The organism is Aquimarina sp. AD1 (assembly GCF_003443695.1).
GTDB classification, from domain to species: Bacteria; Bacteroidota; Bacteroidia; order Flavobacteriales; family Flavobacteriaceae; genus Aquimarina; species Aquimarina latercula.
Genome location: NZ_CP031966.1, coordinates 4366432 through 4393334 on the forward strand (window position 1 = coordinate 4366432; position 26903 = coordinate 4393334).

Consider the following 26903-nt stretch of genomic DNA (forward strand, 5'->3'; position numbering starts at 1 on the left):
TGATGAGTTTATGGTCTCTAAATAGAAATAAAGAGCTTCCAGATTTCTGGAATAATTATCTTTCACTTTTTGAAAATCGTTTTCAGAGAAAAACTATTGATGAGGTTAGGTTTGTTGCATTTGATACAGAAACTACTGGCTTTGATTATAAGGATGATAGGATTCTATCTATTGGATGTGTTGCAATTAATAATGTTGCAATTGACGTGGCAGATCAATTGGAATTATATCTAGAACAAGATGTTTTCAATTCTGATACAGTAGAGATTCATGGGATTCGAAAGAATAATAATTTTGATACGATATTAGAATACAGAGCAATTGAGTTATTCATAAAATATATAGGAAACGCTATATTAATTGCACATCATGCAGATTTTGATCGCAGAATGATAAATAGTGCCTTAAAAAGGCATGGGTTAGGGACATTAAAGAATAGGTTTTTGGATACTGGAGTACTTTTTCGGAAAACTAAACATATCGTATATCATACCCATAGAAAGCATCTTCATTATAGTTTAGATGAATTATGTGATGACTTAAAAATATCCAAAAGCGATCGACATACAGCCTCTGGAGATGCTTTTATTACTGCAATAGCTTTCCTTAAAACCATAGCAAGATTAAAAATTCTTAAAACGGATAAGCTGTCTAATCTGTTTTAAGATTAAGGTGTTTAAACAATACTTGCAACTGTTTTTATAGATCTCAGTCTTTTTTGTAGAATCAATCAAAATGCGAAAAGAACTATATGTTATTATTTCTTTAGTGAGCTCTGTTGGCTTTTCTCAAGATAATGAGATTTTAAGAGGTAAAATACTCACAGATACGATTCATCAGAAGTCGGTAAATATTATAAATATTAGCCAAGGTATAGGAACAATAAATGATAAAGTTGGTTTTTTTGAAATAAAAGCCAATAAAGGGGATACGATCATTTTTTCATCAGTCCAACATTACCAAAAATCACATATAGTTACTAAACAAGATCTAAAAAAAGCGAATCTAACTATACAATTAGAGGTTAAAGTAAATGAATTAGACGAAGTCACTATTTCTCGGTATAATCTTTCAGGAGAGCCTAAGGAGGATATAAAGAAAATTGAAACAATTGAGGATAAATTACCAATGTTTAATGCAAAACTATTGGATACTACTCCTTTTGTACATGAAAAAGGTGCTGCAACTGTTAGAAATACAACTATTGATCATAGAAAAAATGCTACCGCTTTTAATTTTATAGCTACAGGTAGGATGATTGCTAGTCTTTTTAAGAAAAAGAGACCTAAAAAAGTAGTTCGTATTCCAAAAGTGTCAGATTTTTATAATGGTGATTTTTTAGTGAATGAATTAGAAATACCTGAAGTTGAAGTGTATAATTTTATAGATTATCTAAATCAAAAAGTAGAAACAAAAGAGGTGCTAAAAACAAGAGATGAGTTAAGGATATTAGAATACCTAATTAATCAAAGTAAAGATTTTAATACTAAAATTCTACGAAAAGAGAAAAACTGAAAATGTATTACACTATTTGAAGAAACAAATGCAAAAAAATATTTTCCATCTCTTTTTTTTGATCTCTTTATTAAGTTTTGGCCAGAATAACTCTTGGTTAGAAGGAAGAATTGTTGTAAAAACATTAGAATTAGAAGCAGTTAATATTGTCAATCTTACCAAAGAGATAGGTACTATTAGTAATGCATTAGGATATTTTAAAATAGAGGCAGAACCAGGAGATCAAGTTGTGTTTTCATCAATTCAATTCCAATTAGAAAAGCTTGTAATTACTAAAGAAGATTTACAATCGGATAATTTTACGGTTTTCTTAGAACCAGAGGTTAATGAATTAGATGAAGTAAGAATATCAGAGTATATTTTATCTGGAGATATACAAAAGGACATCCAAGAAATACCAACATACGAGGATAGATTACCATTGTGGAATGCAGCTCAGATCAAGAAAATGAGGATTGTTTGGCAAGATGATGCCCAATCACCAGTAAAAAATATCGCTTTAGGACAGGGAAGTAGCCAAGCTTCGATATCGATTGATATAGGAATATTAATTAATCTAATATCTGGAGCTTTTAGAAATAAATCGAAACAGATTGAATCTAAAGCCCAAATAACAGATTTTTATAAAGAAGAGTTTTTTATAAAAGAATTGGAAATACCCGAAACAGAGTTTTATAATTTTTTGGATTTTTTAAATGAAGAGAAAAGTTTAAAAACTGTTCTTAAAACAAATGATGATTTAAAAGTTTTAGAATTTTTAATAATGCAAGTAGAATTGTTTAAGAAAAAGTATAATGTAAAAGAATAAAAAAGGCGCTATGATTAGCGCCTATGAAACTTAGAAGTTTTTTATCTTAACCATGAATTACGCGAACCTGAGCTGCAATAATTCCTTTTCTTCCTTCTTCTTCTTCATACTCTACTTTGTCACCTTCATTAAGCGCTTCACCATTTAATCCTGAAGCGTGTACAAAGATGTCCTTTCCTGTTTCATCGTTGGTAATGAACCCGTAACCTTTAGATTCATTGAAAAATTTTACTGTTCCTTCCATTGTAATAAGATAATATTATGAAACATAAAGGTAACTTTTAATGCAAAAAGATTTGTTATTAAAATGTAAATATTTGCATAATTTTAGTTTTTGTCAGTTTTTTCCTCTTTACCGTGATCTCTCATTTTTTGAAGGTTTTCTTCAGTTAACATATAATCTTTAACCTTTTTATCTTTCCATCTGTGATATATGAATAAAGGCATTAATATAAAAGAAGCACCTAAGATTCCGAGACCAACCCATTTGTCTCCTGTAAGATGATCTCCAGAGTTTTTATGATAATAACCAATAGCGACTAGGGCGACTACTGCAATGAATAATATTCTAATAACATATTTCATCTAAGAGTTTTTTTTGGTGATTTAAGTACAATTTATTAACAATCAAAGGTTTTCGTAAAAAAATCATCTAATAGTTTTATAAAACATACGTTTTCTAAGATCTAAGGTTTAAATGCGCTCTAAAAGCTTTTAGACCTTAACAAATTAAACTTATACGTATATCAAACACAAACAAAACTTAAAAAATCACACAATGAAAAAGAGTTTAGTAATTGCAGTAACTTTAATGCTGTATTTCTACAGCGCTAGTTATGCACAATCAGAAAGGGATTTGCCATTTGTATGGGAAAACGCAACAGTATATTTTGTTCTTACGGATCGTTTTGAAAATGGTGATCCTTCTAATGATATTTCTTATAGTCGACCACAAGATGGACCGCCACTAAGAAATTACGAAGGAGGAGACTTATTAGGCTTAATTAATAAAATAGAAGAAGGATATTTTGATGACCTTGGCGTAAATGCTCTATGGATTACACCGCCAATTGAAAATATTTATGGATCTGTTCCAGGAGCCGGATACGGTTTTCATGGATATTGGGCAAAAGACTGGACCAATATAGATGCAAACTTAGGAACCAATGCTCTTTTTGGAACTTTTGTAGATACTGCGCACGAGCATGGAATTAGAGTTTTGTTAGATGTTGTATTGAATCATGTTGGCCCTGACACAAGTACAGATCAAAATCAATCATGGCCGGATGAGTGGGTGCGAAGAGATCCTGATTGTAATTTTCAAGGTCCTAATGGTACAATACCTTGTGAGCTAGTAGATAACTTACCAGACATTAGAACTGATTCTAATGATAATGTAAGCTTGCCAAATTGGTTATTAGAGAAATGGAATCAAGAAGGGAGAAGAGAACGAGAAGAAAATGAACTGAATGATTTTTTTAATAGAACAGGTAAATCTAGATCTCCAAGAAGTTATATCATTAAATGGCTCACAGATTATGTTAGAAAATATGGAGTAGATGGTTTTAGAGTAGATACTGTAAAACACGTAGAAGAAGCTGTATGGAAAGAGTTGGAGGCAGAAGGTATCATTGCTTTAAGAGAATGGAAAACTAACAACCCTAGCAAAAAGTTAGACGATCTTGATTTTTGGATGACTGGAGAAGTCTTTAATTATAATGCTCCCACAATGGGAAGAAATTTTACAGGAGATGGTTTTAATGTAGATTATTATAACAATGGGTTTGCAAACTTAATCAATTTCGAGTTTAGGTTTAATGCGGATGAAGGTTTGGAAAGTATTTTTAGTAGATATGATAATCTATTACAAAATCAATTAGGAGAAGGAAAAAGTGCAATGAATTTTTTAACCAATCATGATACTGAAGAAGTGTTTGATAGGAATAGACAAAAGACTTTTGAAGCTGGTACCAAATTATTATTAACACCAGGGCCAGCACAGATATATTATGGAGATGAAACTGCTAGAACACTTACTCCAGGTGGTGGTGCTACAGGAGATGCTACATTACGCTCTAATATGAATTTTGATGAACTTACTAATCCGAATTCTGTTGCTTCGCTAACATTAACACATTATCAGAAAATTGGTAAGTTTAGAAGAGAACATATTTCTGTAGGAGCAGGAAAACATACAAAACTACAAGACACTCCTTATACTTTTAAGAGAGAATATGATAAAAATGGCTTTCAGGATAAAGCTCTTGTCTACACGGGTAATGATAATGACTTTACTGGAGTTTTGGATGTATTTGGGATGTGGGAAGACGGAACAGAATTACAAGATTACTTTTCTGGATCGTTAGGAACAGTTACCAATGGTACCGTTAGTTTTGGAACAAGTTTTGGATTGGTATTAATTAGCGAGCCTATTTCTCAAACTTTAGGAGTAGATACGATTGATTTACCAAATCTAGCTTTTGCAAAAGTTTGGCCAAATCCTTTTACAAACTCTGTAAAAATTTCTTTTCAAATGACTAATGTAAGATTAAAAGATGTGCAAGTAGAAATATATAATATTCTAGGAAAAAAGGTAATGAGTAATGATGGAGTAGAGGTTCAAGAGAATATTATTAGTATAGAAACACCTAATCTGGTTCAAGGAATGTATTTGATAAAAATAATTTTGGATGGACGGAATGAAATTGTCCAATTAATCAAAAAATAACATCTCTTTTTTTGATTTTTAAATCCCACTAAGAATTTATCTTAGTGGGATTTATTTTATTATCTAAATTCTTTGAAAAGGTATTTATCTAGTGAAATTAATAAGTTTTCTTCGATAAGCGGTTAATAATTTTGATTTGGAAATAAAGCCATAATACCTTCCGTTTTTAACTACAGGAAGATTCCAAGCCCCAGTGTCTTGAAATTTCCGCATTGCAGTTTTTGCATCGTCCTCTTCATAAACAATCATAGTTTCTAGTTGGGTCATCAACATAGCAACGGTAGTTTTATGGTACAGAGAAATATCAAACATAATATCCCTGATATTATCTAATTTTACAATCCCTAATAAAGTATTAGATTCATCAACAACAGGAAATAAATTTCTATTGGATTTAGCAACAGCTTCACTGAGTAGATGTTTTAAAGTATGTTCAGGATTAACAGGAATGAAGTTAGTTTCGATACAATCATCTAATTTCATAAGGGTAAGAACGGTTTGATCTTTATCGTGTGTAAGTAATAACCCTTGTTCTGCAAGCTCTCTTGTATAAATATTATGCTCGATACTATTTTTTGAAATAATGAATGATATAGCTGTTGTAATCATCAATGGTACAAATAATTCATAACTAGAAGTAATTTCAGCTATAAGAAAAATAGAAGTAAGAGGAGCGTGTAATACACCGGCTATAAGGCCAGCCATTCCTAATAAAGTAAAATTGGCTTCGGATACTTGAATACCAATACCGAGATTATTGATTATTTTGGAGACTACATTGCCTAATGCGCTGCCCATTACCATAGTGGGGATTATAATCCCTCCAGAACCACCAGCACCAAATGTTGCCGTCATCGCAATTGCTTTAAAAATTGTTATACCTGTAAGCAAAGCAATGATCATCCAGATGTTGTCTGTCATGGTATCAAAAGGAGTATTTCCAATAGCTGCAAGGTGATTTCCATTTAAAAGATCATTAATAAAACTTAATCCTTCACCATAAAGTGGTGGAATAAAATATAGCATGATACCAATAGCAAAACCACCAATAAGTAAACGATGAATTTTTTTAGGAAAACGATCGAAAAAATGAAGAATTCCGAAGTACATTTTAGTAAAATAAATAGAAGCAACTGCTGTTCCAATTCCGAGAATAATGTAAAAAGGAGTATCGTAAATATCAAATTTTTCTAGAACATCAAAACTGAACAATACTTCATCTCCTAAAAAGAAATAAGAAGTGATAATCGATGAAACGGAAGCAAATAATAATGGTAATAATGAAGTTAAGGTAAGGTCAAGACTAAATACTTCTACGGCAAATACTAAACCGGCAAGAGGAGATTTAAAAACAGCGGAAATCGCTCCTGCAGCAGCACATCCAATTAATAAAAAACGCGTTTTGGTGTCTAACTTAAATAATGAGCTAAGATTTGAACTTAATGTAGAACCCGAGCCCACAGCTGGGCCAAGTAATCCTACAGAACCTCCAAAACCTACAGTAATAGGAGATAGAAGGAGTGGTAAGTAACCACTTAATGGTTTTATTTTTCCATCTTTTTTAGAAAGAGAATATAAAATCATTGGAATAGCAGATTTTACACTCTTTTTGACTATAAATTTTGTAATAATGTAAACGATCAGGAGCCCAATCATTGGAATAATAAAATAAAAAGATGTTTGCCATGAGATAATATCACTTTCCAAAACTACCTGTATTAGGTGTGTAATGTTCTTAAGTAAAAGAGAAATGAGACCAGCACAAAAACCAACAAAAACACTTAAAATAAGAACAAAGTTTTTATTGGAGATATGACGATATCGCCAAATCAAAAACCTATGTAGTAGCGTCTTTTTTTTAGCTGGCATCTATGGATATTCAAGGTTTAGATTAAAGGTAATAAAAAATCCCGCTTTCGGCGGGATGTTTTATTTTATAAATCTAGTTTTATGTTTAATTCCTTGAGTTGTTCTTGATCAATATTAGCAGGAGCGTCTATCATTACGTCTCGACCACTATTATTTTTAGGGAAAGCAATAAAATCTCTAATGGTTTCCTGACCTCCAAGTATCGCTACCAATCTATCAAATCCAAAAGCTATTCCTCCGTGTGGAGGAGCTCCATATTGAAAGGCATCCATTAAGAAACCAAATTGTTCTTTTGCTTCTTCGGGAGTAAAACCTAGATGGTCAAACATTAATGCTTGCGTTTCTTTATCATGAATACGGATAGATCCACCACCAATTTCGTTACCATTTAATACCAGATCATAAGCATTTGCTCTAACATCACCTGGTTTAGTATCTAAAAGAGGTATGTCTTCTGGTTTTGGAGATGTAAAGGGGTGATGCATTGCATGATATCGTTCTGTATCTTCATCCCATTCTAAAAGAGGGAAATCAACTACCCATAATGGAGCAAATTCCTCAGGATTTCTTAATCCTAATCTTTCTGCCAGTTCCATTCTTAATGCACTTAACTGTCCTCGTACTTTAGTTGCTTGCCCTGATAGTACACAAATAAGATCTCCAGGTTTTGCACCAGTAGTTTCTGCCCACTTGGATAAATCAGATTGGTCATAAAATTTATCCACGGATGATTTGTAACTTCCATCTTCATTACATTTTACATACACCATTCCTAGTGCTCCTACTTGTGGACGTTTTACCCAATCTATTAGTTTGTCAATTTCTTTTCTAGTATAAGAAGCTCCTCCGGGTACAGCAATTGCAACTACTAATTCGGCATCATTAAAAACTTTGAATTCTTTATGTTGAGCTACTTTATTTAGTTCTCCGAATTTCATTCCAAAACGGATATCTGGCTTATCATTACCATACGTTCTCATGGCTTCGTCATAAGTCATTCTTGGAAAATCAGTAATGTCCTGACCTTTAATGTCTTTAATTAAATGACGAGTAAGTCCTTCAAAAATAGTAAGAATATCCTCTTGTTCAACAAATGCCATTTCGCAGTCAATCTGAGTAAACTCTGGTTGTCTATCCGCTCTTAAATCTTCATCTCTAAAACATTTTACAATCTGAAAATATTTATCCATTCCCCCAACCATCAATAGTTGCTTAAAAGTCTGCGGAGATTGAGGTAAAGCATAAAATTGACCTTCATTCATACGAGATGGAACAACAAAATCTCTAGCTCCTTCTGGGGTTGATTTTATCAAATAAGGCGTTTCTACCTCTATAAAACCATCTTCTGATAAATAGTTACGAACTTTCATAGCAACTTGATGACGAAACATCAGGCTATTTTTTACAGGGTTTCTTCTTATATCAAGATATCTATACTTCATTCTGATATCTTCACCTCCATCAGTTTCATCTTCAATGGTAAAAGGTGGAACTAATGCTTCATTTAAAATTTGCAATTCTTGCACTAAAATCTCGATATCACCAGTAGGAATATTTGGATTTTTAGATTCTCGTTCTATTACAGTTCCTTTGACTTGTATTACAAATTCTCTACCAAGAGTTTTTGCATTTTCCATAACATCAGAAGGAGTGCGTTCTTCATCAAAGATCAATTGGGTTATTCCATAACGATCTCTTAGATCTACCCATATCATGAATCCTTTGTCTCTTACTTTTTGGACCCATCCAGATAAGGTTACTTCTTTATTGATATCGGAGGTGCGTAATTCACCACAAGAATGACTTCTATACATAGTTGTTTGTTAAGGCTGCAAAAATAAGAAGTTTAATATTAATTGTAATTGAGTTTCTCTGAAAATGAATAGTATAATTATTAATAGTTTATCTAAAAAAAGGACTACGTGTTTACTGTATAATATTTACGGTTTAAGCTTATAACTTATTGATAATCATTGTTTTCTGGACTAACATATGTTAGTTTTAACTTTTTTTTATAAGAATGTTTTAATAGATTTAACCAAACTTATAAACAAATCATTATGAAAAAACAAACACAAACTAGCAAGGGGCTTTTGCTATTCTTGTTTTTCTTTCCTGTCATGCTTTTTGCTCAGGAAACTATTACCGGAAAAGTAGTTATTGAAAGTACCGGTGAAGGAGCACCATTCGTAAATATCGTAGAGAATGGTACGAATAACGGCACTGCTAGTGATATTGATGGTAATTTTTCAATTACCGTAGGTTCATTACCGGCACGATTAAGAGTATTTGCTCTTGGTTTTTCGACTAAAATGGTAGATGTTTCTCAAGCTGGTAATATCACAATTCAAATTAGCGAATCTACTGAGTCGTTAGAAGAAGTGGTGGTTACTGGATTAGGTTCATCTATAAAAAGAGCTAATCTTGCTAATGCTGTTTCTACTGTATCTTCTGAAGAACTAGTTGGTAATACAGGACAAACAACTGTAGACGGTGCATTATATGGTAAAGTAACAGGTGTTAATATTACTGCCTCCTCTGGAGCACCAGGTGGTGGTACTGCATTAAGGTTAAGAGGTATATCATCGATTAACGGAAATAATCAACCTCTATTTATAGTAGATGGAGTATATATTAATAATGTAGAGATACCTTCAGGGCTTCGTTTTGCATCTGGAGCGAATCGAGGTAATGAGGAAAATGCTGGAAACCGACTGGCAGATATAGATCCTAATGATATAGAAAATATTGAAATATTAAAAGGGGCTTCTGCTGCAGCAATTTATGGAACGAGAGCAAATGCTGGGGTAGTAATTATTACTACTAAAAAAGGAAAAGGCGGAAAAACTAAAATTAGATTTAGTCAGGATACAGGGGTCAATGTTATACAAAACAGATTAGGATTGCGCCCTTGGACAGCTACAAGTGTATTTGATGCATTTTTTACACCTAATCCTGATGATCCAGAGGCTGAAGCAAGGTCAAGAGCTGCGGCTGAAGCAGAAGTTGCTGCTTTTAATAATGCTATTCAGAACGGTGGATTAATTGATTATGAAGATGAAATTTATGGAAATGTAGGTTTTATTTCTGAAACAAAATTAAGTGCCAGCGGAGGGAATGATAAAACTAGATTTTATATAGGTGGTTCTTACCGTGATGAAGAAGGGATTATCCAAAAGACAGGTTTTGATAGATTTTCTATTCGAAGTAATATAGATCATAAAATCTCGGACATTTTCGATGTTTCTTTATCCTCTAACTATGTAAGAAGTAATTCTAGTAGAAGTTTTACAGGAAATGAAAATGAAGGAGGATTAAGTTTTGGGTATACATTAGCATTTACAAGACCTTGGAATAATTTATTTCCAGATGCTGATGGGAACTATCCTAATAACCCAAACTATCCTGGGAATCCAATATTTGTAAGAGATCAAGCTAAGAACGAAGATTCTAATAATAGATTTATACAAGGTGTAAAATTTACTACTAAACTATTGAACAAAGAGAAAGATAAGGTAAGGTTTGTAGTAAATGGAGGTATCGACTATCTGGCAAATGAAACATATGTATATGTACCAGAGACCCATCAAGCTCAAGTAGGTAATCAAGAAGGTTTTGTCGCTGAGGGAAGAAACAATTTTACTCAATTTAATTTGTTAACTTTTGCCGTATGGGATCATACTGCACTCAATGGTGATTTGGGTCTTACTACACAAGGAGGAGTTAGTTATTTAGAACAACAGGCTAACTTAGTGAATAGTAGAGGTTCTAATTTATTTGGAGGGCAAACAAGTGTAGATCAATCGGTAAATCAGGTGATTGACCAGACTAGATCAAACCAAAAGGATTTTGGATATTTTGCTCAGATAGAAGGTAACTATAAAGATCAAATAATTGCTACTTTGGGGTATCGTTTAGATAAATCCACATTAAATGGAGATCAAAACAAGTTATATGGTTTTCCTAAAGCTTCTCTTGCTATTAATATAGCAAATTTCGAATTTTGGAATGTTGAAGGTATCAATCAATTAAAAGTAAGAAGTGCTTATGGAGAAACGGGCTCATCTGCAGCTTTTGGTTCTATATACACAAGATTGAACCCAAGTAATATTGGAGGCAATGGTGGTCTTAGTGTAGGAACAAGAGGAGATACGGATATTGAACCAGAAACTTCGGCAGAATTTGAAGTAGGTATGGATCTTGGAATATTAGATAGTAGAGTCTCTTTAGAAGCATCATATTATAATAGAAAAGTTAGTGATTTGATATTATCTAGAAATGTACCAGCCTCCTCTGGCTTCACTACAGAAACCACTAATCTTGCCGACTTAGTGAATCAAGGACTTGAATTGGCAGTACGAGGAGATGTTTGGAGAGGTGATAATTTCTATTGGAATACTGGAATTCAGTTTTATTTTAACAGATCCGAAGTGACTCGTTTAGATGTGCCTGCATTCGCGCAACCTGGTGCTGGTTTTGGAACCGGTTTAGGTACGTTTTTTATAGAAGAAGGACAACCAGTTACACAGATTGTAGGAAATATAGATCCTGATGGAGATGGACCGATAGAAGGAAGTTTGCAGCAAGTAGGAAATGTAGAGCCTGATTTTCAAATGGCTTTTAACAATCAATTCACTTTATTCAAACAATTGGATATTTCCTTTTTATTACAATGGAAGCAAGGAGGAGAAAACCTAAACTTATCCAGGTTTCTTACTGATCTAGGACAAACTTCTCCAGATTTGGAAACTCCAGAAGGACAAGCTCGACTTGGAACGGCAGCCAATGCCGAACGTTTTATAGAAGATGCAGGATATGTGAGATTAAGAGAGGCAGCGATTTATTATAGATTTCCTACCAATATTGTAGAAGGACTTTTTGGAGAAGTAGTAGAGGGTGTAAAATTAGGAGTATCAGGAAGGAACATATTTACTATTACAGATTATAGTAGTTATGATCCAGAGGTATCTGTAAATGGAGGAGCAGGTTTATCCAGTGGTATAGAGGTAACACCGTTTCCTAGTTCTCAACAATTTTACTTTCACCTAAATGTTAATTTTTAAAATAAGCAATAATGAATAATAGAATAATAATGAAAACGAAATATCATCTGGTGCTTGTTTTACTTTTTATGGTAACAGTATCATGTTCTTTTGATGAAGACATTGACCCTAATGGACCAAGTCTTGAAGGGGTAGAATCTAATGCTTCCTTACGACAACTTAATGAATTAGCAATTGGAATTCAGGCTAGTTCTAGAGATGGTCATGGTATAGAAACGACGGCCAGTGGTACATTGGCAAGAGAATTATACTTATTTGACGCAGATCCTAGAAACACAGGAGATTTGTTGGGAAAAAATGGAATTCAATTAGATAATAATTCATTTTATAGTACCGCTCAATTTACTGGAAGCTATAGATGTATTAAAAATGCAAATGTACTATTAGCCGCTTTAGATAATACACAGGCTATAGAGGAAATGGATAAAAATGGATATCGAGGTTTTGCTAAAACTTATATTGCATATGAGCTTATTCAGGTTTTGAAATCCTATGGTACAGCAAGAATTGATGTAGCAGATCCGGATAATCTTGGTCCTTTTTTAGAATTTGATGCCGCACTTGTAGAAATTAGAAACTTGTTAGACGAAGCTGAAAATGATTTAAGTGGATTTACATCTTTAGATCAATTTTTATTTCCTATTTCAGGTTTTGGTAATTTAATAGATGCATCGGGTGAGATGGGAGATGATGTACGTGATGATAATAGTCAAATTACTATTGATGAATTCATTTTATTTAATAGAGCTGTTGCCGCCCTTGCTGCAGTATATGCAGGAGATGGAACTAGTGCTCTTTCAGAATTGTCAAACTCTTATTTCGATCTTATGGGAAGTTTAACCAATGGGCCTAAATATGTTTTTGGATTAGGAGCTGGAGATCTACCTAATGGTGTTTTTCGTTCACCTTCAACATCCGCTGAGGAACCAAATAATGCGGATCAGATTATTGTTCATGATAGTTGGATAAATGATGCTGAAGCAGGTGATACACGAGTAGCATCTAAAGCAGCGGTTAGGCCAACGCCAAGTGCTCAGGATGGACTCAATGGAACACATGAAACGAGATTATATGCATCGAATGTAACACCAATTGACATTCTTAGAAATGAAGAACTAATTTTAATATATGCAGAAGCGAGTATATTAGCAAGTAATTTACAAGATGCAGAGGATGCATTGAATGTAATTCGTAATACAGCCGGTTTAGTAGATTATGCTGGTGCTCAAACATCAGGAGATCTAACAACGGAACTTTTAAATCAAAGACGTTATTCTTTATGGGCAGAGAATCATAGAATGTTTGATTTAAAAAGATATGGATTGTCTAATACGTTACCTATTGATAGAGCAGGAGATCAAGTATTTAATGTTTTACCAATACCTTTGTCAGAAAATCAATAATCATTTTATATTATTTTGAAATTAGAAACGCCGCAAATCTGCGGCGTTTTTTGTATAATTAAGTTTCACTTATGTTGCAGATGGTATAGGAATTTCACCACCCTCATCATCTTCAAGATCTGGTTCTTCAGTGATTATTGTTTTAGCATCTCTTTTTTTACTAAACCAAACCTTTATCTTGTGTACCATAAAGAACAAACAAGGTACTATAATTAGAGTAAGGAAGGTAGCTATAATTAATCCGTAAATAACAGCCCAAGCTAAAGGTCCCCAGAAAATAACATTATCTCCACCGATATAAATCTTAGGGTCAAAATTGGCAAATAATGAGAAGAAATCAATATTAAATCCAACTGCTAAAGGAATCAGACCTAATACCGTTGTAATCGCAGTAAGAATTACAGGTCTAAGACGAGCTCTTCCTCCCTTTACGATCAGTTTCATTACCTCATCATTATCAAGATGCTCATTTTCTGGAATATTGAGTTCTACTTTCTTACGATCAATCAATAATTGGGTATAATCAAGAAGTACCACCCCATTATTTACTACAATCCCTGCCAGAGATATGATTCCCATCATGGTCATCATAATTACGAATGCTGCCCCAGTGATTAGAATTCCTCCAAATACTCCAATAAAGCTTAAGAAAATTGCAATCATAATAATTGTAGGTTTGGAAATAGAGCTAAATTGGAAAATAAGGATTAACATAATAAGTCCTAATCCTGCAAAAAAGGCACCCATTAAAAACTCCATTTGTTTATTCTGTTCTTCAATCTGACCCGTATAGTTAATTTTAACACTGTTTGGTTTACCTGTAAAACTTGCCATCTCAGTTTCTATTTGTGCTACGATAGCACCGGCATCAGTATAACCAGGTTGTAATCCAGAATATACAGTAACCACTCTCTTAGTATCACGATGTTTTATAGCACTAAAAGAAGAAGTATTCTTCTTAGAAGCTACTGCAGAAACAGGAATTTCTTTGAGTCTACCAGTTGCTTGATCTCTAAACGTAATATTTTGATTAAATAGAGCGCTGGTATTATAGCGATCATTTTTATCAAAGCGTACATAGATATCATAATCTTCTCCTTCTTTTTTGTAAACACCAGCTTTTTCACCAAAAATAGAACGACGCAATTGATTACCAACCTGACCAGCTGCTACACCTAATTCACCAGCTTTTTGTCTATCAACAGCTACTTGCATAGCTGGTTTCCCTTTATTAACATCTATTTTTAATTCTTCGATACCAGGAATATTTTTTTCATTGATAAAGTTTCTCATACGTTCTGCAACGTTAATCAACTCATCATAATTTTTTCCTTCGATTTCGATATTGATTGGATATCCAGCAGGGGGGCCTACTGCATCTTTTTCAACAGAAATAGCAATACCAGGATAAATTCCTTTTAATGCTTTTTGTACTTTAAATCGTAATTCTTCAGAATCTTTTCCTTTTCTGAATTTAAACTCTCTCATAGCGGCAATGATCTTACCACGATGCGGCATTTCTGCACTACTACCACCATCTGTTTGAGGATTTCCGGCACCTTCCCCTACTTGGGACACCGCAGCTTCTACCAAAAAGTTGTGATCTTCACCTTCGATATATTCTTGATCATTTATGATGGCGTATACACGATTTTCAATTTCTTTAGTGATTTTATTTGTTTTTTCGATATCCGTTCCTTGTGGATATTCGATGTATACAATGATTTGATTTGGGGTGTTATCAGGGAAGAATTCTACTTTAGTTCGTTGACTTCCAATCGAAGCACCAAATGCACCAAATACTACAAAAAGTAGTAAGAATGTTCCAATTATAAAAGCATAAGTTCTCCATCCTCTTAACGCAAATGAAAGAAAGCGTTGATAAGTGTTTTCTAACCAAGTTAAAATTTTGGTTTGGAAAAAAGTAGCCATTCTTTTTAAAAGGTACTTATAAATCCAGAACATGATCGCGGTAAATATCATTAAAGTACCAAGTCCTCTTGCTGGACCGCCAACAATCATTATAAATATTCCAAACCCACCAAGAATTAAACTTAGGCGTATCAATTGTTTTACTGTTAATTCTTTTTCACCAATGTCCATGAATCTAGAAACTAACATGGAGTTAAAAAAGATAGCTACAAATAATGACGAACCTAATACGACCGATAATGTAATTGGAAAATATATCATAAACTGTCCCATGACACCTGGCCACATACCTAGAGGAACAAAGGCAGCAACTGTTGTTAGTGTAGAAACAATAATAGGAAATGCAATTTCGCCAATTCCTTTTTTGGCTGCTTCGATACGAGACATGCCTTCTTCTTCCATTAATCGGTATACATTTTCTACTACTACAATACCGTTATCTACGAGCATTCCTAAGCCCATAATCAATGCAAAAAGGATCATAGTATTCATTGTGTACCCTAATAGAGATAAAATCATAAATGATATGAACATGGACATAGGTATTGCAAACCCGACGAACAAAGCATTTCTAAATCCCAAGAAAAACATCAATACACCAACTACGAGAATTATTCCAAAGATGATATTGTTTACCAGATCATCTACTTGATTGATCGTTTTTGTTGATTGATCATTAGCTATACTAATATTTAGATCTGTAGGGAATACATTTTCTTCGGCCTCTGCAACGATTACTTTAATTTGGTCTGCAGCTTCTACCATATTCTTTCCAGAACGTTTTTTAACTTCTAGCATTACTACATTATCTCCAAATTCTCTAGCATAGGTAGTTTTGTCTTCTTCTTTAAAAGTAACTTTTGCAATATCTCTAAGATATACAGCTCCGTCTTGAGATTTTACTACAAAATTATCCAGTTCTGAAGGTTGATCTATCTCACCTAGAATTCTGATTGTTCTTCGTTGTCCGCTAGTGATCATATTTCCGGCAGACATAGTGACATTTCCGTTTCTAATGGTATTAATGACATCATCAAAACTTACTTTAGCAGCCATCATTTTATAAATATCAACAGCTACTTCTACTTCCTTTTCTTGGGCGCCTCTTATGTCAACACCTTTGATCTCTTTTAGATCTTCAATTTCATCCTCTAGATATTCTCCAAATTGTTTTAACTTATCTACTGGATAATCACCAGTTATATTGATATTCATGATTGGAGTTTCTTCTGAGATACTCAAATCAAAAACATTTGGTTCTACCTTGGCTCCATTAAAAGTTGGCCAGTCTTCGTTAGATTTTTCAGAGTCTACCTCATCTTTTACCTTTTGTTTTGCTTCTGCAACAGTAAATTTTTCTTCGAACTCTACTGTTATAATTCCATAATCCTCCTGAGATGTAGATACTATCTCTACAACTCCACCAAGGTTCTTTAATTTATCTTCTAAAGGATCAACGATAAGTCTTTCTATATCTTCAGAGGTATTTCCTGGGTATGGAACGCTAATGTAAATTTTGGTTTCATTAATTTCTGGGAAATTCTCTCTTGGCATAGAAAAATATGCCGATAATCCAAGAATGAAGAAAATCGCCATCATTACATAAATGGTAGTTGGGTTGTCTATGGCCCAAGACGATAATCTAAATTCTTTATCTACTTTTTTCTTATTTACTTCCATAAGATATTAGTTTATAATTTCTACTTTCTGACCATCTTTAACACTTCTAGCTCCTTCACTTATGATATCATCTCCATTAGTGATTCCTTCTAGGATTTCTATATAGTCTCCTTGAGTTTTCCCAGTTTTTACGATTGTACGTTTTGCTTCTGCTATATTTTTAGCATCTTTTCCGGAAGTTACATATGCATACTGATCACCTTCAGAATTTTCTGAAATAATACTTTGGGGTATCAAGATTGCCTTTTCGCTAGTATAATCATTGATTTTTACTTTAGCAGTAAGGTTGGGTTTAATAATCCCGTCCTTATTTGGTACTGATACTTCTACAGTAAATGAACGATTATTAGGATTTATATAATTACCTACTTGTCTGATCTTTGTATCTATAGTTGTTCCCAATATTGGAAAATGAACTTTTGCTTCTTTTCCTTTTACAATACTAGAAATATATGTTTCCGGAACTTCGATCTCAATATACATATCGTTTAAGTTAACGATACGAATTAATTCTGTTTGTCCAGGAGCAACAACACTTCCTTGTTCTGCGATAACATCATCAACGATTCCAGAAAATGGAGCGGTCACTACGGATCTAGCCAATTGTCGTTTCATCTGATCAACTCCGTTTTTAGAAGACTCATAAGTTGTTTTTGCTTGTAAGTATTGAATTTCGGAACCTATTTTTTGTTCCCATAATTTTTTCTGGCGCTCATAAGTAGTTTTAGCTAATTCTGCCTGCACTTCCATTTGAGCCACTTGTTGACTAAGACCACCATCATCAATTCTAGCCAATGTCTGACCTTTAGAAACACGTTGTCCTTCTTTCACAAATACTTTTAGAAGTGTTCCAGAAGTTTCTGGATATAGAACAATATTCTTTTTTGTTTCTACACTTCCTTGTAATTCTAAATAGTGATTAAATAAAGTATCTTTTGCTTGTATTGTAGTAACCAGAGGAAGTTTTTTGATACTGTCTAATGATGCTATAGCTTCGTCTAATTGCTTAAGTTTGTCTGCAATAGTTTGTTGTTCAGCTACAATTTCACTTCTTTTAGCTCTAATCGCAGTTAGGTCGCCATTTTCTATTACTTTTTCAATAGATTTTCCATCTTTTTGACCACAAGAAGCAAAAAGAAGAAATACAGAGAATATGGTAAGTATTTTTTTCATGAGTATGTCTAATTATTAGGTGTATTTTGAATTGATTCTAGTTTGGCTTTATTGTTTATAATAGTAAGCATTGCTTGTAACACTTCTTGTTGTACACTGTACAATTGTAATTGTGCTTGTCTTAACTCAAAACTGGATGCCAATCCTTCGGTATATTTGATTTGGTTTTTGTTTTCTATTCTTTCTGCTAAGGCAAGATTTTGCTTAGAGGTTTCATATGTTTCTAGAGAAAGTTGATAATCACTTACTGTAGAATTGTATTGTAATTGAATTTGCTGTTGTACTTCTGTAAAAGATGTATTTGCTTGTTCAAAAGCGATTCTTGCTTGTTGTGTTCTTGCACTTCTTCCTAAAGAACTGAAAATTGGAATATTAAGACTTACTCCTAATATTGAGGATTGAAACCAGCGTTGTTCGTTCTCTAAGAATGTAAAAGAATTACTATTGGCTTGGGTTCCATAATTTACAAAAGCGGATAATGTAGGCAAGGCTTTACTTTTTTCTAATTTTAGTTCTAATCTTCTTTGCTCTGTTAATAAATATCCTAATCTATAATCAACATTATTTTCTATGACAAAAGGTTTTAATCCAACAGATGTATCTACATTTTTAATAGTTAAAGTATTAAGGTTGTCGGACAAAACAGTATTAGAATCAACATCTACTCCAATAGTGAGGTTGAACATTTGTAATGCTATTTTAGATAATCGTTGTGCATTATTTAGTTGATTAGTAATCTGCAGTAACGTGATTTGCAATTGTTCTACATCTTCTTCTTCTGCTAAACCATTTTCGAAAATCTTTTTTCGTTCTTCATAATTCTTTTCTAAAGCAGTTTTATTATTCTCAAGTATTTTTACACTTTCATTTGATACCAAAACACTACCGTAGGCATTAATAACACTTTCGCGAACATTAAGTTGTGTTTTTTCTTGAGAATCATTAGTGTACTGTAAGAAACTTTTAGCAGCTTCTAAACCAACAAGATAAGATCCATCAAAAAGTAGTTGAGATAATGTAGCACTTGCAGTTAGTTGTTGTTTAGTTCCAAAAACTACTGGTATAAAACCTTCAAGTGGGTCGGGAGAACCATTAGCGGTTAAGTCAAAGAATTCTTCAACGGTATTAATAGTACTTTCTCTACTGTCAAAAGCTGATGCTGGTAACAAAGAAACTGGTTGCTTTAATTGATTTTGATAATCAATCGCAGCATTAATTTGTGGTAAACCGGTTGCTGTGGTTTCCCATTTTTGCTTTAAAGCTTTAGCTACATCTCGTCTAGCATTGATAGACTGATAACTATTTTCTAATGCAAATTCAATTGCTTCATCCAATGTAAATGAATATTGTGAAGAAACGGGTGTTTCTTGTGCAAAAGAAATTGTTGTAAATAAGCTAAAGAAACATATCGACCAAAGGTTGTTTCTCATAATTTATGGTTGTTTTAATAGGTTGTCTAAAATTTTTAATCCTTTTTCTGTGGCGATACCACGTACATGATATTCTAAATAATCTGTCATTAATTTTGATATTGGAAATCGTTGGATAGGAAACATTTCTTGATCCTTTATTCCTGTCATTCCCATAAAGTATAATCTTGAAATAGTTTCAGTATCGATATTTTCTCTAAAAACTCCTGTTTTTATACCTCTTTCCAAATTTTCTATAACGCATTCTTGCATTGTGTCAAATTGTCTAATTTTTAGACTACTGTGAATTTTTGGATAATATTTTTGAAGCTGATATTGAGGGGATGTCTTTTCACCTTTAAGGTGATGCATTACAAATGCCTTAATGGCGTATAATTCTTCTATGGGTTCTTTGTTTTCTTCTAAAATAGCGTCGATTCCATCGCTAACATTACAGAATAAATGATCTGTAGTAGCCTCGACTAGCTTTGTTTTATTCTGAAAATGTGCGTAAATCGTTTTCTTAGAAATTCCCATTTCCGAAGCAAGGTCATCCATTGTAACGCTCTTAAAGCCAAGGTTTAAGAACATGTCATTTGCTTTTTCAATTATTTTTTCCTTCATCTAGGGTTTAGATTATTTTGTGCAAATGTACATGAGGAAACTTTAAAAACATTAAAAGTTTCCTAAGTTTCACAATTTTTTAACAATGAAATAACTTGAACCGTCACAATGCAGGGTTGAACTGTTTTAATTATGCTTTTCTTTTTTGAATAAAACGAAAAAGGCTGTCTAATTTGGACAGTCTATCTTATAAATTACAAAATCTTAATTTATTACTTTAGATTTAGTTGATGTATAGTAGTGTTTATTTTATAGTTTTTAGGGGGATCTTTCATATGCTCCGAAGCTATTATTAGGTTTTGTGCTTTTACAAGTATTAGATATTGTTAATATTATGGTGTAGACAAAGGTTTTAGAATTATTTTTTTTATGATTAAGACTGTTTTAGGTTAATTTTAAAGAATTACTATCATGGATTTTATAGGTGTCCGAAGACTTTTAGTTTCAATAAAATAGTATATGTTTATTTTGACTAGAGATAAGGTTTTTAACTAAACAGATTTTTAATTTTTATTTTACCTTAGCGCAAAAAAAGAGTGGTGAATAGCATTTCAGATTATCAAGAATATTTTTTAGATTATTTATCAAAGAATACTATAGACAAGGAACCCAAAAATCTATATGAGCCTATTTCCTATATCCTTACACTTGGAGGGAAAAGATTAAGACCAGTTTTGGTGTTGATGACATCTGAAATTTTTGGTGGATCCTACGAAAAAGCCCTTGATGCGGCACTAGCCATTGAAGTTTTTCATAATTTTTCTTTAGTCCATGATGATATTATGGATGATGCCCCGCTAAGAAGAGGGAAAGAGACTGTTCATGAAAAATGGGATATTAATACAGGGATTCTTTCGGGAGATGCTATGTTGATTAATGCCTATCAACTTTTTGAAAATTATGAAGGAGATACTTTTAAGCAATTAGCACAATTGTTTACTAAAACTGCAATTGAAGTTTGTGAAGGGCAGCAGTACGACATTGATTTTGAAACAAGAGATGATGTTACAATTCCAGAATATCTAAAAATGATTGAGTATAAAACTGCGGTACTGGTTGCTGCAGCGATGCAAATGGGTGCAATTATAGCAGATGCCTCAGGTGCTTGTAAATCTGCTATTTATGATTTTGGGAGGTTGCTTGGTTTGGCTTTTCAGTTGCAAGATGATTATTTAGACGCTTTTGGTGATCCTGCTACTTTTGGAAAGCAAGTAGGTGGAGATATTATCGAGAATAAAAAAACCTTTTTGTTCCTTAAAGCAATGGAGAATGCAGATGATAATGTGAAAAAGCAGTTAGAAGGACTTTTTTCTTTAAACCCAGAAGATCCATCGGAGAAAATACAAACTGTTAAGAGTATTTTTGAAACTACTGGAGCAAAAGAAAAAACAAGAATAGAAATAGAGAAGTATACAGAAAAAGCTTTTGAGGTTTTAAATAATTTATCGATTTCGCAGGATAAAAAGAAAATTTTACAAATTTTTGGAGAACAATTGATGAATAGAAATGTATAAAAAAAACCTGATTTATAATTAAATCAGGTTACGCTTAGTTGAGGCAAAAAAACTGCGTATTAATATTAATAAAAGTAGTTGTAGGTTACTACGATATTAACTTCTTTTGTTTTTTATAATTTTTACTGAGTTAAAATTAAAATCAGTATTAGCGATAAAGTTTTCTCCCGTTTTTACATTCATGAATTTCCATTGATATCCTTGTTCGGTCTCTTTTACATCTGACCTGGCTATAGAAGAAATTGGTACGCCTAAATAATTCTGAATTATACTATTAATTTTACGGTTAATTTCTTTGGATGCATAATTTATGCTAGCTTCGTTTTTACGAGCTTTTTCTGGTGCGGATGTTACGGTATTTGTTTCTTTTAATGTTTCTTTAGAACTAGAGCAACTAATAATGGAAAACCCTAAAAGAGCAATGAGTAATTTTGTTTTCATAATGAGTTTGTTTAATAATTCAAAATTACTGGTTAAACATAGTAAAATTGTGTTTTAAGCATAAAATTAAAATGTAATATTGGTTGATTTGTTGATTTTTTCGATTAAAAACAGTTATTAAGAAAAAAAGCTAATCTGTTGTAACCTAATTGTAAGTAGTTGTTGTTATGAAAATATTTCCACTTGTATTATTATTGTTTTTCCTAAGTGTTTCAAACGGACAGGAAAGTTTTGATGATGTTAATGATTCCTATGAAACCTTTTTAAAAAGAATTACAGCAAAGGATACTTTAATAAAAAATAGAACAAAATATTATAAATGTTCGGAGGATTTATCAGGAAGAATAGAGCTTTATTATTTGAATGATAAATTGAGATTGATGACTCATGTTTATAAGCAAGGTTTTGGTAATGATACGTTTTTAGAAAATTATTTTATAGATGAAGATAAATTAAAGTTGAAGACTTCAATTTCTGAAATCATGTATATGAATACACTTTATAAAGAAAGTAGTCAGGGAGTGTCCTCTACAACTGCAGAAAAAGTAATTGAAGTTACAGAACAAAGGATGTACTTTGAAAATAAAGAGAATTCAGGCTGTTTCGAAAGAAAGCATAGCGAAAAACTTGTTGATTGGGATCACGAATACTTTAATACCCTTGTATTTAAAAAAGGTATTTGTATTGAAGATACCGCTGAAGTAAGCTATAAATATAAACTTTTAAGAAAAGCAGAACAGAAACTACAGAGTTATTCAAACAGAAAACGACAATGTATTTTTCATATCTGGTAGAATACAATAATATCTTTTAAAAATCAGATACTTGAGTATTAGGTTTCTTCTTGTTCTTTGTTATTTTAACAGACTCAAATTTAAGATCAGTAGATCCTATAAAACTTTTACCGTTTCTTACATTCATAAATTTCCAGTGATATCCAGAATTATTAAGAGTAATTGGTGATATGGCAATAGAAGATATTGAAATCCCGAGATGTTTCTCGATAATTGTATTAATTTTTCCTTGTATTTTAGGATCGTTTACTTCGGTTACTCCTTTTTTTTCTTTTTTTACGTAATAAGGATTGTTGTTAGGATCGAATTTTGTCGTTACCGTTTTTTTGTTGCTAGAACACGAAGATACTGCTATCGCAATGGATAGCATTAGTAAGTAGTTTTTCATTTTATTTTGGGGTTTTAATCGTAATTGATATTAAAAGTAGAAAAAATACAAGAAAACTATGGCGCTTCCGCTATATATTAGATAACCGGTATTTTTTTCTAGATAAAAAACGTATTTTTTTCTGTAGTATTGTGGTTTTTAGAAAAATACTCTCACGAAAGGAGCATAAGCGCTGGCATAAATACTTTTGTTGTCATCGTATAAAACATCATATCGTAAACCAACACTAACAAATCCTACTCTATAGCCTGCACCTATAAATAAAGCGGGATACCAATAATTATCATTTATATTGGGTCCTTCAATTTCAAAACTTCTACTTACTCCCATTTGTTCAAACTCAGCAGATAATTGTAATGAAGGAAAAGGATTGTAAAGAGTAATAATGCTAGCACCATAATTTGTTGCCGTAAAATTACGAGAATCAGTATATCCAAAATTAAGACCAAAACCCATACTGAATTGATTATTAAAATCATAGACAGCAGAAGGAGCTAGGATTCCGTTAAAAGTATCGTTTGTAAACCCAATACCTATGTTACCTCCAATCCTCACTCGAGACCAAAAATTGTCTTCCTGAGAATAACATTGTTGTAAGGAAAATAACATTGCGGATACTAAGAGTATGATTTTGATTTTATGAATAAGAAACACTTTCATTGTTAAAATGGTAAAAAAATGTTACAATAAATATATATAATTCCATACTCAATATACTGTAATTATTGTATTTTTGTGATGTTTTATAATAAAAAGACGGTTGAATACTTACATATGGATAAATATTCATTTTTGAATGCGGCTAATACCGCATTTTTTGCAGATTTATACGATCAATATTTGCAAAGCCCAGATAGTGTAGAACCTAGTTGGAGAGCATTTTTTCAAGGATTTGATTTTGGATTAGAAAGTGCAGATGGCTCTGGGGAAACAATTTATATAGAAAAAGATTCGGGAGATACTGCTGTAGCTGTTCCCGAAAATCTTCAAAAAGAATTTCAGGTTGTGCGTCTTATCGATGCCTACAGAACCAGAGGTCATTTGTTTACCAAAACAAATCCAGTAAGAGAAAGAAGAAAGTATCATCCTTCTCTTGCTCTAGAGAATTTTGGTTTAAGTCAAGGGGATCTTAATACAGTGTTCAATGCCGGAGAGATTATTGGAGTTGGACCTAATACATTAAGTAATATAATTGTTCATTTAGAGCAAATATATTGTGATGCTATAGGTATCGAATACATGTATATTAGAAATCCTGAAGAGAGGCAGTGGATACAAGATCGTGTAAATTTTAATACCAATAGGACTAAATTTTCTACTGATCAGAAAAAACATATTCTTAAGAAACTAAATCAAGCAGTATCTTTTGAGAGCTTTTTACATACTAAATATGTAGGTCAAAAGCGTTTTTCTCTAGAAGGAGGAGAGTCTTTAATACCTGCATTAGATGCTTTAGTAGAAAAAGCGGCTGGTATGGGAGTAAAAGAGTTTGTTATGGGGATGGCACATCGTGGTCGTCTTAGTACATTGACCAATATTTTTGGAAAAAGCCCAAAAGATATATTTAGCGAGTTTGATGGTAAAGATTATGAAGAGGCTGTTTTTGATGGTGATGTAAAGTATCATTTAGGATGGACTTCTAAACGAAAAACAGATTCGGGTAAGGCAATTAACATGAATATTGCCCCTAATCCATCTCACTTAGAAACTGTAGGAGCGGTAGTAGAAGGAATTACTAGAGCTAAACAGGATAAGTATTATAAAGATAATATATCACAGGTTTTACCAATTGTTGTTCATGGAGATGCAGCTATTGCTGGACAAGGTTTGGTGTATGAAATTGTCCAAATGGCACAATTAGATGGTTATAAGACAGGTGGAACTATTCATATTGTCGTAAACAACCAAATAGGTTTTACTACGAATTATTTAGATGCACGTTCATCTACGTATTGTACAGATGTTGGTAAAGTAACCTTGTCTCCTGTACTTCACGTAAATGCAGATGATGCCGAAGCTGTTGTGCATGCAACAAATTTTGCGCTTGATTTTAGAATGAATTTTGGACGCGATGTATTTATAGATTTACTAGGCTATAGAAAATACGGTCATAACGAGGGTGATGAGCCACGTTTTACACAACCCAAGTTGTATAAGGCAATAGCTAAACATAAAAACCCTAGAGATATTTATGCAGCGAAATTAATTTCTGAAGGAATTATAAATCACGATCATGTTTCGGATCTTGAAAAAGAATATAAAGCATCTCTAGAAGAAGAGCTAGAAGATTCTCGAAAACAAGAAAAGACAGTAATCACTCCTTTTATGCAAGATGAGTGGGCTGGATTTACAAGAGTTCAAGAGGATGAGATGATGGAAGTTGTGGATACCACATATTCTAAAGAAGCACTAACTGAGATTGCAGAGGTTATTACTAAATTACCGTCGGATAAGAAATTCCTTCGTAAAATAGAGCGTTTAATTGATCAACGACATAAAATGTTTTTTGAGAAAGATCAGTTGGATTGGGCTATGGGAGAATTACTAGCATATGGATCACTGCTCAAAGAAGGGTATGATGTTAGAATGAGTGGACAAGATGTCGAGAGAGGAACTTTTTCTCACAGACATGCTGTTGTAAAGGTTGAGGATAGTGAAGAGGAAGTATTGTTATTGAATAACCTAAAAGGAGAACAAGGAGATTTTTATATCTATAATTCTTTGCTTTCAGAATATGGCGTTGTTGGGTTTGATTACGGATACGCTATGGCTAGTCCAAAATCCTTGGCAATTTGGGAAGCTCAATTTGGAGATTTTAGTAATGGAGCACAGATTATGATTGATCAGTATATTTCTTCTGCAGAGGATAAATGGAAGCTTCAGAATGGATTAGTAATGTTATTACCACATGGATATGAAGGACAAGGAGCAGAACATTCTTCTGCGAGAATGGAACGTTACCTTCAATTATGTGCTAAAGATAATATGTTTGTAGCAGATGTTACTACACCAGCCAATATGTTTCATTTGTTAAGAAGACAAATGAAAGCTACATATCGAAAACCTTTAATCATTTTTACTCCAAAAAGTTTATTACGTCATCCTAAAGTAGTTTCTTCTGTAGAAGAATTTGCTAATGGAAGTTTTCAAACTGTAATAGATGATCCAGTAGCTAAGGCAAAAGATACTAAAACATTGGTTTTCTGTACAGGTAAGTTTTATTATGACTTATTAGAAGAAAAAGAAAAATTGGATAGGAATGATGTTGCTTTGGTGAGATTAGAGCAGTTATTTCCACTTCCAGCAAAGGAAATGGATATATTAATTAAAAAATACAAGGCTACCGATGTTGTTTGGGCTCAAGAAGAACCACGTAATATGGGTGCGCTAAGTCATATTTTAATGCATTATGATGATGCCAGTTCATTTAGATTTGCAAGTAGAAGGCCTTACGGGGCACCTGCGGCGGGTAGTGCTACTAGATCTAAAAGAAGACATCAAGAAGTAATCGATTTTGTTTTTGATAAAACAAAGGATAATCAAAGAAGAAAAAGAAAATAGT

At 32.8% G+C, this 26903-nt stretch carries 20 protein-coding genes; 9 read left to right on the plus strand and 11 right to left on the minus strand.

Features of this window, described 5'->3' with window-relative positions:
* Positions 1-2: 2 nt before the first annotated feature.
* The 3 genes from D1815_RS18765 to D1815_RS18775 all read left to right on the plus strand — a co-directional run bounded on the left by D1815_RS18765 (position 3) and on the right by D1815_RS18775 (position 2323).
* Complete coding sequence (locus tag D1815_RS18765; protein WP_118388892.1) at positions 3-665, plus strand: PolC-type DNA polymerase III; 663 nt, start codon at positions 3-5, stop codon at positions 663-665.
* A 70-nt stretch (positions 666-735) separates the two neighbouring features.
* The gene (locus D1815_RS18770; RefSeq protein ID WP_027393938.1) at positions 736-1515 is read left to right on the plus strand and encodes a hypothetical protein; all 780 of its coding nucleotides are present in this window, start codon (positions 736-738) and stop codon (positions 1513-1515) included.
* 28 nt (positions 1516-1543) lie between these two features.
* Complete coding sequence (locus D1815_RS18775; RefSeq protein ID WP_118388893.1) at positions 1544-2323, plus strand: hypothetical protein; 780 nt, start codon at positions 1544-1546, stop codon at positions 2321-2323.
* 46 nt (positions 2324-2369) lie between these two features.
* Here D1815_RS18775 and D1815_RS18780 read toward each other — a convergent pair whose 3' ends face one another.
* Positions 2370-2567 (minus strand): cold-shock protein, encoded by a 198-nt coding sequence (locus D1815_RS18780; RefSeq protein ID WP_027393936.1) that lies wholly within the window; start codon positions 2565-2567, stop codon positions 2370-2372.
* A gap of 83 nt (positions 2568-2650) precedes the next feature.
* On the minus strand, positions 2651-2908 hold the full coding sequence (locus D1815_RS18785) for a hypothetical protein (protein ID WP_027393935.1): 258 nt from the start codon (positions 2906-2908) through the stop codon (positions 2651-2653).
* Positions 2909-3101: 193 nt separating this feature from the next.
* Between D1815_RS18785 and D1815_RS18790 the strand changes: the two genes are divergently transcribed.
* The gene (locus D1815_RS18790) at positions 3102-5051 is read left to right on the plus strand and encodes an alpha-amylase family glycosyl hydrolase (protein WP_120650124.1); all 1950 of its coding nucleotides are present in this window, start codon (positions 3102-3104) and stop codon (positions 5049-5051) included.
* An 84-nt stretch (positions 5052-5135) separates the two neighbouring features.
* Here the strand turns inward: D1815_RS18790 and D1815_RS18795 are convergent, their stop codons facing one another.
* Both D1815_RS18795 and aspS read right to left on the minus strand, forming a co-directional pair.
* Entirely contained in the window at positions 5136-6920 is a 1785-nt protein-coding gene (locus tag D1815_RS18795; RefSeq protein ID WP_027393934.1) for a chloride channel protein, read from the minus strand.
* 65 nt (positions 6921-6985) lie between these two features.
* A complete protein-coding gene (aspS, locus tag D1815_RS18800) occupies positions 6986-8734 on the minus strand; it encodes an aspartate--tRNA ligase (protein ID WP_118388894.1) in 1749 nt (582 codons plus the stop codon).
* A gap of 246 nt (positions 8735-8980) precedes the next feature.
* Here aspS and D1815_RS18805 point away from each other — a divergent pair, with 246 nt between their 5' ends.
* Both D1815_RS18805 and D1815_RS18810 read left to right on the plus strand, forming a co-directional pair.
* A complete protein-coding gene (locus D1815_RS18805; RefSeq protein ID WP_118388895.1) occupies positions 8981-11983 on the plus strand; it encodes a SusC/RagA family TonB-linked outer membrane protein in 3003 nt (1000 codons plus the stop codon).
* An 11-nt stretch (positions 11984-11994) separates the two neighbouring features.
* Positions 11995-13386, plus strand: coding sequence for a RagB/SusD family nutrient uptake outer membrane protein (locus D1815_RS18810; protein ID WP_240337532.1), 1392 nt, complete (start codon positions 11995-11997; stop codon positions 13384-13386).
* 69 nt (positions 13387-13455) lie between these two features.
* On the opposite strand, the gene D1815_RS18815 is transcribed toward D1815_RS18810, so the two are convergent.
* From D1815_RS18815 to D1815_RS18830, 4 genes are read right to left on the minus strand one after another with little or no spacing between them, the layout of a single operon-like run.
* Positions 13456-16998 carry an efflux RND transporter permease subunit gene (locus D1815_RS18815; RefSeq protein ID WP_118388897.1) on the minus strand — a complete coding sequence of 1181 codons (3543 nt, stop codon included), beginning with the start codon at positions 16996-16998 and terminating at the stop codon, positions 13456-13458.
* 6 nt (positions 16999-17004) lie between these two features.
* The gene (locus D1815_RS18820) at positions 17005-18171 is read right to left on the minus strand and encodes an efflux RND transporter periplasmic adaptor subunit (protein WP_118388898.1); all 1167 of its coding nucleotides are present in this window, start codon (positions 18169-18171) and stop codon (positions 17005-17007) included.
* A gap of 8 nt (positions 18172-18179) precedes the next feature.
* Complete coding sequence (locus D1815_RS18825) at positions 18180-19601, minus strand: TolC family protein (protein WP_118388899.1); 1422 nt, start codon at positions 19599-19601, stop codon at positions 18180-18182.
* Between the two features lie 3 nt (positions 19602-19604).
* A complete protein-coding gene (locus D1815_RS18830) occupies positions 19605-20204 on the minus strand; it encodes a TetR/AcrR family transcriptional regulator (RefSeq protein WP_118388900.1) in 600 nt (199 codons plus the stop codon).
* 539 nt (positions 20205-20743) lie between these two features.
* Here D1815_RS18830 and D1815_RS18835 point away from each other — a divergent pair.
* Positions 20744-21718, plus strand: coding sequence for a polyprenyl synthetase family protein (locus tag D1815_RS18835; RefSeq protein WP_118388901.1), 975 nt, complete (start codon positions 20744-20746; stop codon positions 21716-21718).
* Positions 21719-21814: 96 nt separating this feature from the next.
* On the opposite strand, the gene D1815_RS18840 is transcribed toward D1815_RS18835, so the two are convergent.
* Positions 21815-22159, minus strand: a complete 345-nt coding sequence (locus tag D1815_RS18840; RefSeq protein WP_027393926.1) for a hypothetical protein — start codon at positions 22157-22159, stop codon at positions 21815-21817.
* Positions 22160-22326: 167 nt separating this feature from the next.
* On the opposite strand from D1815_RS18840, the gene D1815_RS18845 reads away from it, so the two are divergent.
* Complete coding sequence (locus tag D1815_RS18845; RefSeq protein WP_027393925.1) at positions 22327-22953, plus strand: hypothetical protein; 627 nt, start codon at positions 22327-22329, stop codon at positions 22951-22953.
* 16 nt (positions 22954-22969) lie between these two features.
* Here D1815_RS18845 and D1815_RS18850 read toward each other — a convergent pair whose 3' ends face one another.
* Positions 22970-23341: a hypothetical protein gene (locus tag D1815_RS18850; protein WP_120650121.1), complete on the minus strand. Its 372-nt coding sequence runs from the start codon at positions 23339-23341 to the stop codon at positions 22970-22972.
* 138 nt (positions 23342-23479) lie between these two features.
* On the minus strand, positions 23480-24001 hold the full coding sequence (locus D1815_RS18855) for a hypothetical protein (RefSeq protein WP_035085784.1): 522 nt from the start codon (positions 23999-24001) through the stop codon (positions 23480-23482).
* A 114-nt stretch (positions 24002-24115) separates the two neighbouring features.
* On the opposite strand from D1815_RS18855, the gene D1815_RS18860 reads away from it, so the two are divergent.
* Positions 24116-26902, plus strand: coding sequence for a 2-oxoglutarate dehydrogenase E1 component (locus D1815_RS18860; RefSeq protein WP_118388903.1), 2787 nt, complete (start codon positions 24116-24118; stop codon positions 26900-26902).
* The last annotated feature ends 1 nt before the right edge of the window (position 26903 follow it).

Coding starts and splice junctions, on each gene's coding strand:
- D1815_RS18830 (WP_118388900.1), bottom strand. CDS start 20,204: ATGAAGGAAAAAATAATTGAAAAAGCAAATGACATGTTCTTAAACCTT.
- D1815_RS18815 (WP_118388897.1), bottom strand. CDS start 16,998: ATGGAAGTAAATAAGAAAAAAGTAGATAAAGAATTTAGATTATCGTCT.
- D1815_RS18790 (WP_120650124.1), top strand. CDS start 3,102: ATGAAAAAGAGTTTAGTAATTGCAGTAACTTTAATGCTGTATTTCTAC.
- D1815_RS18785 (WP_027393935.1), bottom strand. CDS start 2,908: ATGAAATATGTTATTAGAATATTATTCATTGCAGTAGTCGCCCTAGTC.
- D1815_RS18770 (WP_027393938.1), top strand. CDS start 736: ATGCGAAAAGAACTATATGTTATTATTTCTTTAGTGAGCTCTGTTGGC.
- D1815_RS18840 (WP_027393926.1), bottom strand. CDS start 22,159: ATGAAAACAAAATTACTCATTGCTCTTTTAGGGTTTTCCATTATTAGT.
- D1815_RS18855 (WP_035085784.1), bottom strand. CDS start 24,001: ATGAAAGTGTTTCTTATTCATAAAATCAAAATCATACTCTTAGTATCC.
- D1815_RS18765 (WP_118388892.1), top strand. CDS start 3: ATGAGTTTATGGTCTCTAAATAGAAATAAAGAGCTTCCAGATTTCTGG.
- D1815_RS18805 (WP_118388895.1), top strand. CDS start 8,981: ATGAAAAAACAAACACAAACTAGCAAGGGGCTTTTGCTATTCTTGTTT.
- D1815_RS18850 (WP_120650121.1), bottom strand. CDS start 23,341: ATGAAAAACTACTTACTAATGCTATCCATTGCGATAGCAGTATCTTCG.
- D1815_RS18775 (WP_118388893.1), top strand. CDS start 1,544: ATGCAAAAAAATATTTTCCATCTCTTTTTTTTGATCTCTTTATTAAGT.
- D1815_RS18860 (WP_118388903.1), top strand. CDS start 24,116: ATGGATAAATATTCATTTTTGAATGCGGCTAATACCGCATTTTTTGCA.
- D1815_RS18820 (WP_118388898.1), bottom strand. CDS start 18,171: ATGAAAAAAATACTTACCATATTCTCTGTATTTCTTCTTTTTGCTTCT.
- D1815_RS18825 (WP_118388899.1), bottom strand. CDS start 19,601: ATGAGAAACAACCTTTGGTCGATATGTTTCTTTAGCTTATTTACAACA.
- D1815_RS18795 (WP_027393934.1), bottom strand. CDS start 6,920: ATGCCAGCTAAAAAAAAGACGCTACTACATAGGTTTTTGATTTGGCGA.
- D1815_RS18845 (WP_027393925.1), top strand. CDS start 22,327: ATGAAAATATTTCCACTTGTATTATTATTGTTTTTCCTAAGTGTTTCA.
- D1815_RS18780 (WP_027393936.1), bottom strand. CDS start 2,567: ATGGAAGGAACAGTAAAATTTTTCAATGAATCTAAAGGTTACGGGTTC.
- aspS (WP_118388894.1), bottom strand. CDS start 8,734: ATGTATAGAAGTCATTCTTGTGGTGAATTACGCACCTCCGATATCAAT.
- D1815_RS18810 (WP_240337532.1), top strand. CDS start 11,995: ATGAATAATAGAATAATAATGAAAACGAAATATCATCTGGTGCTTGTT.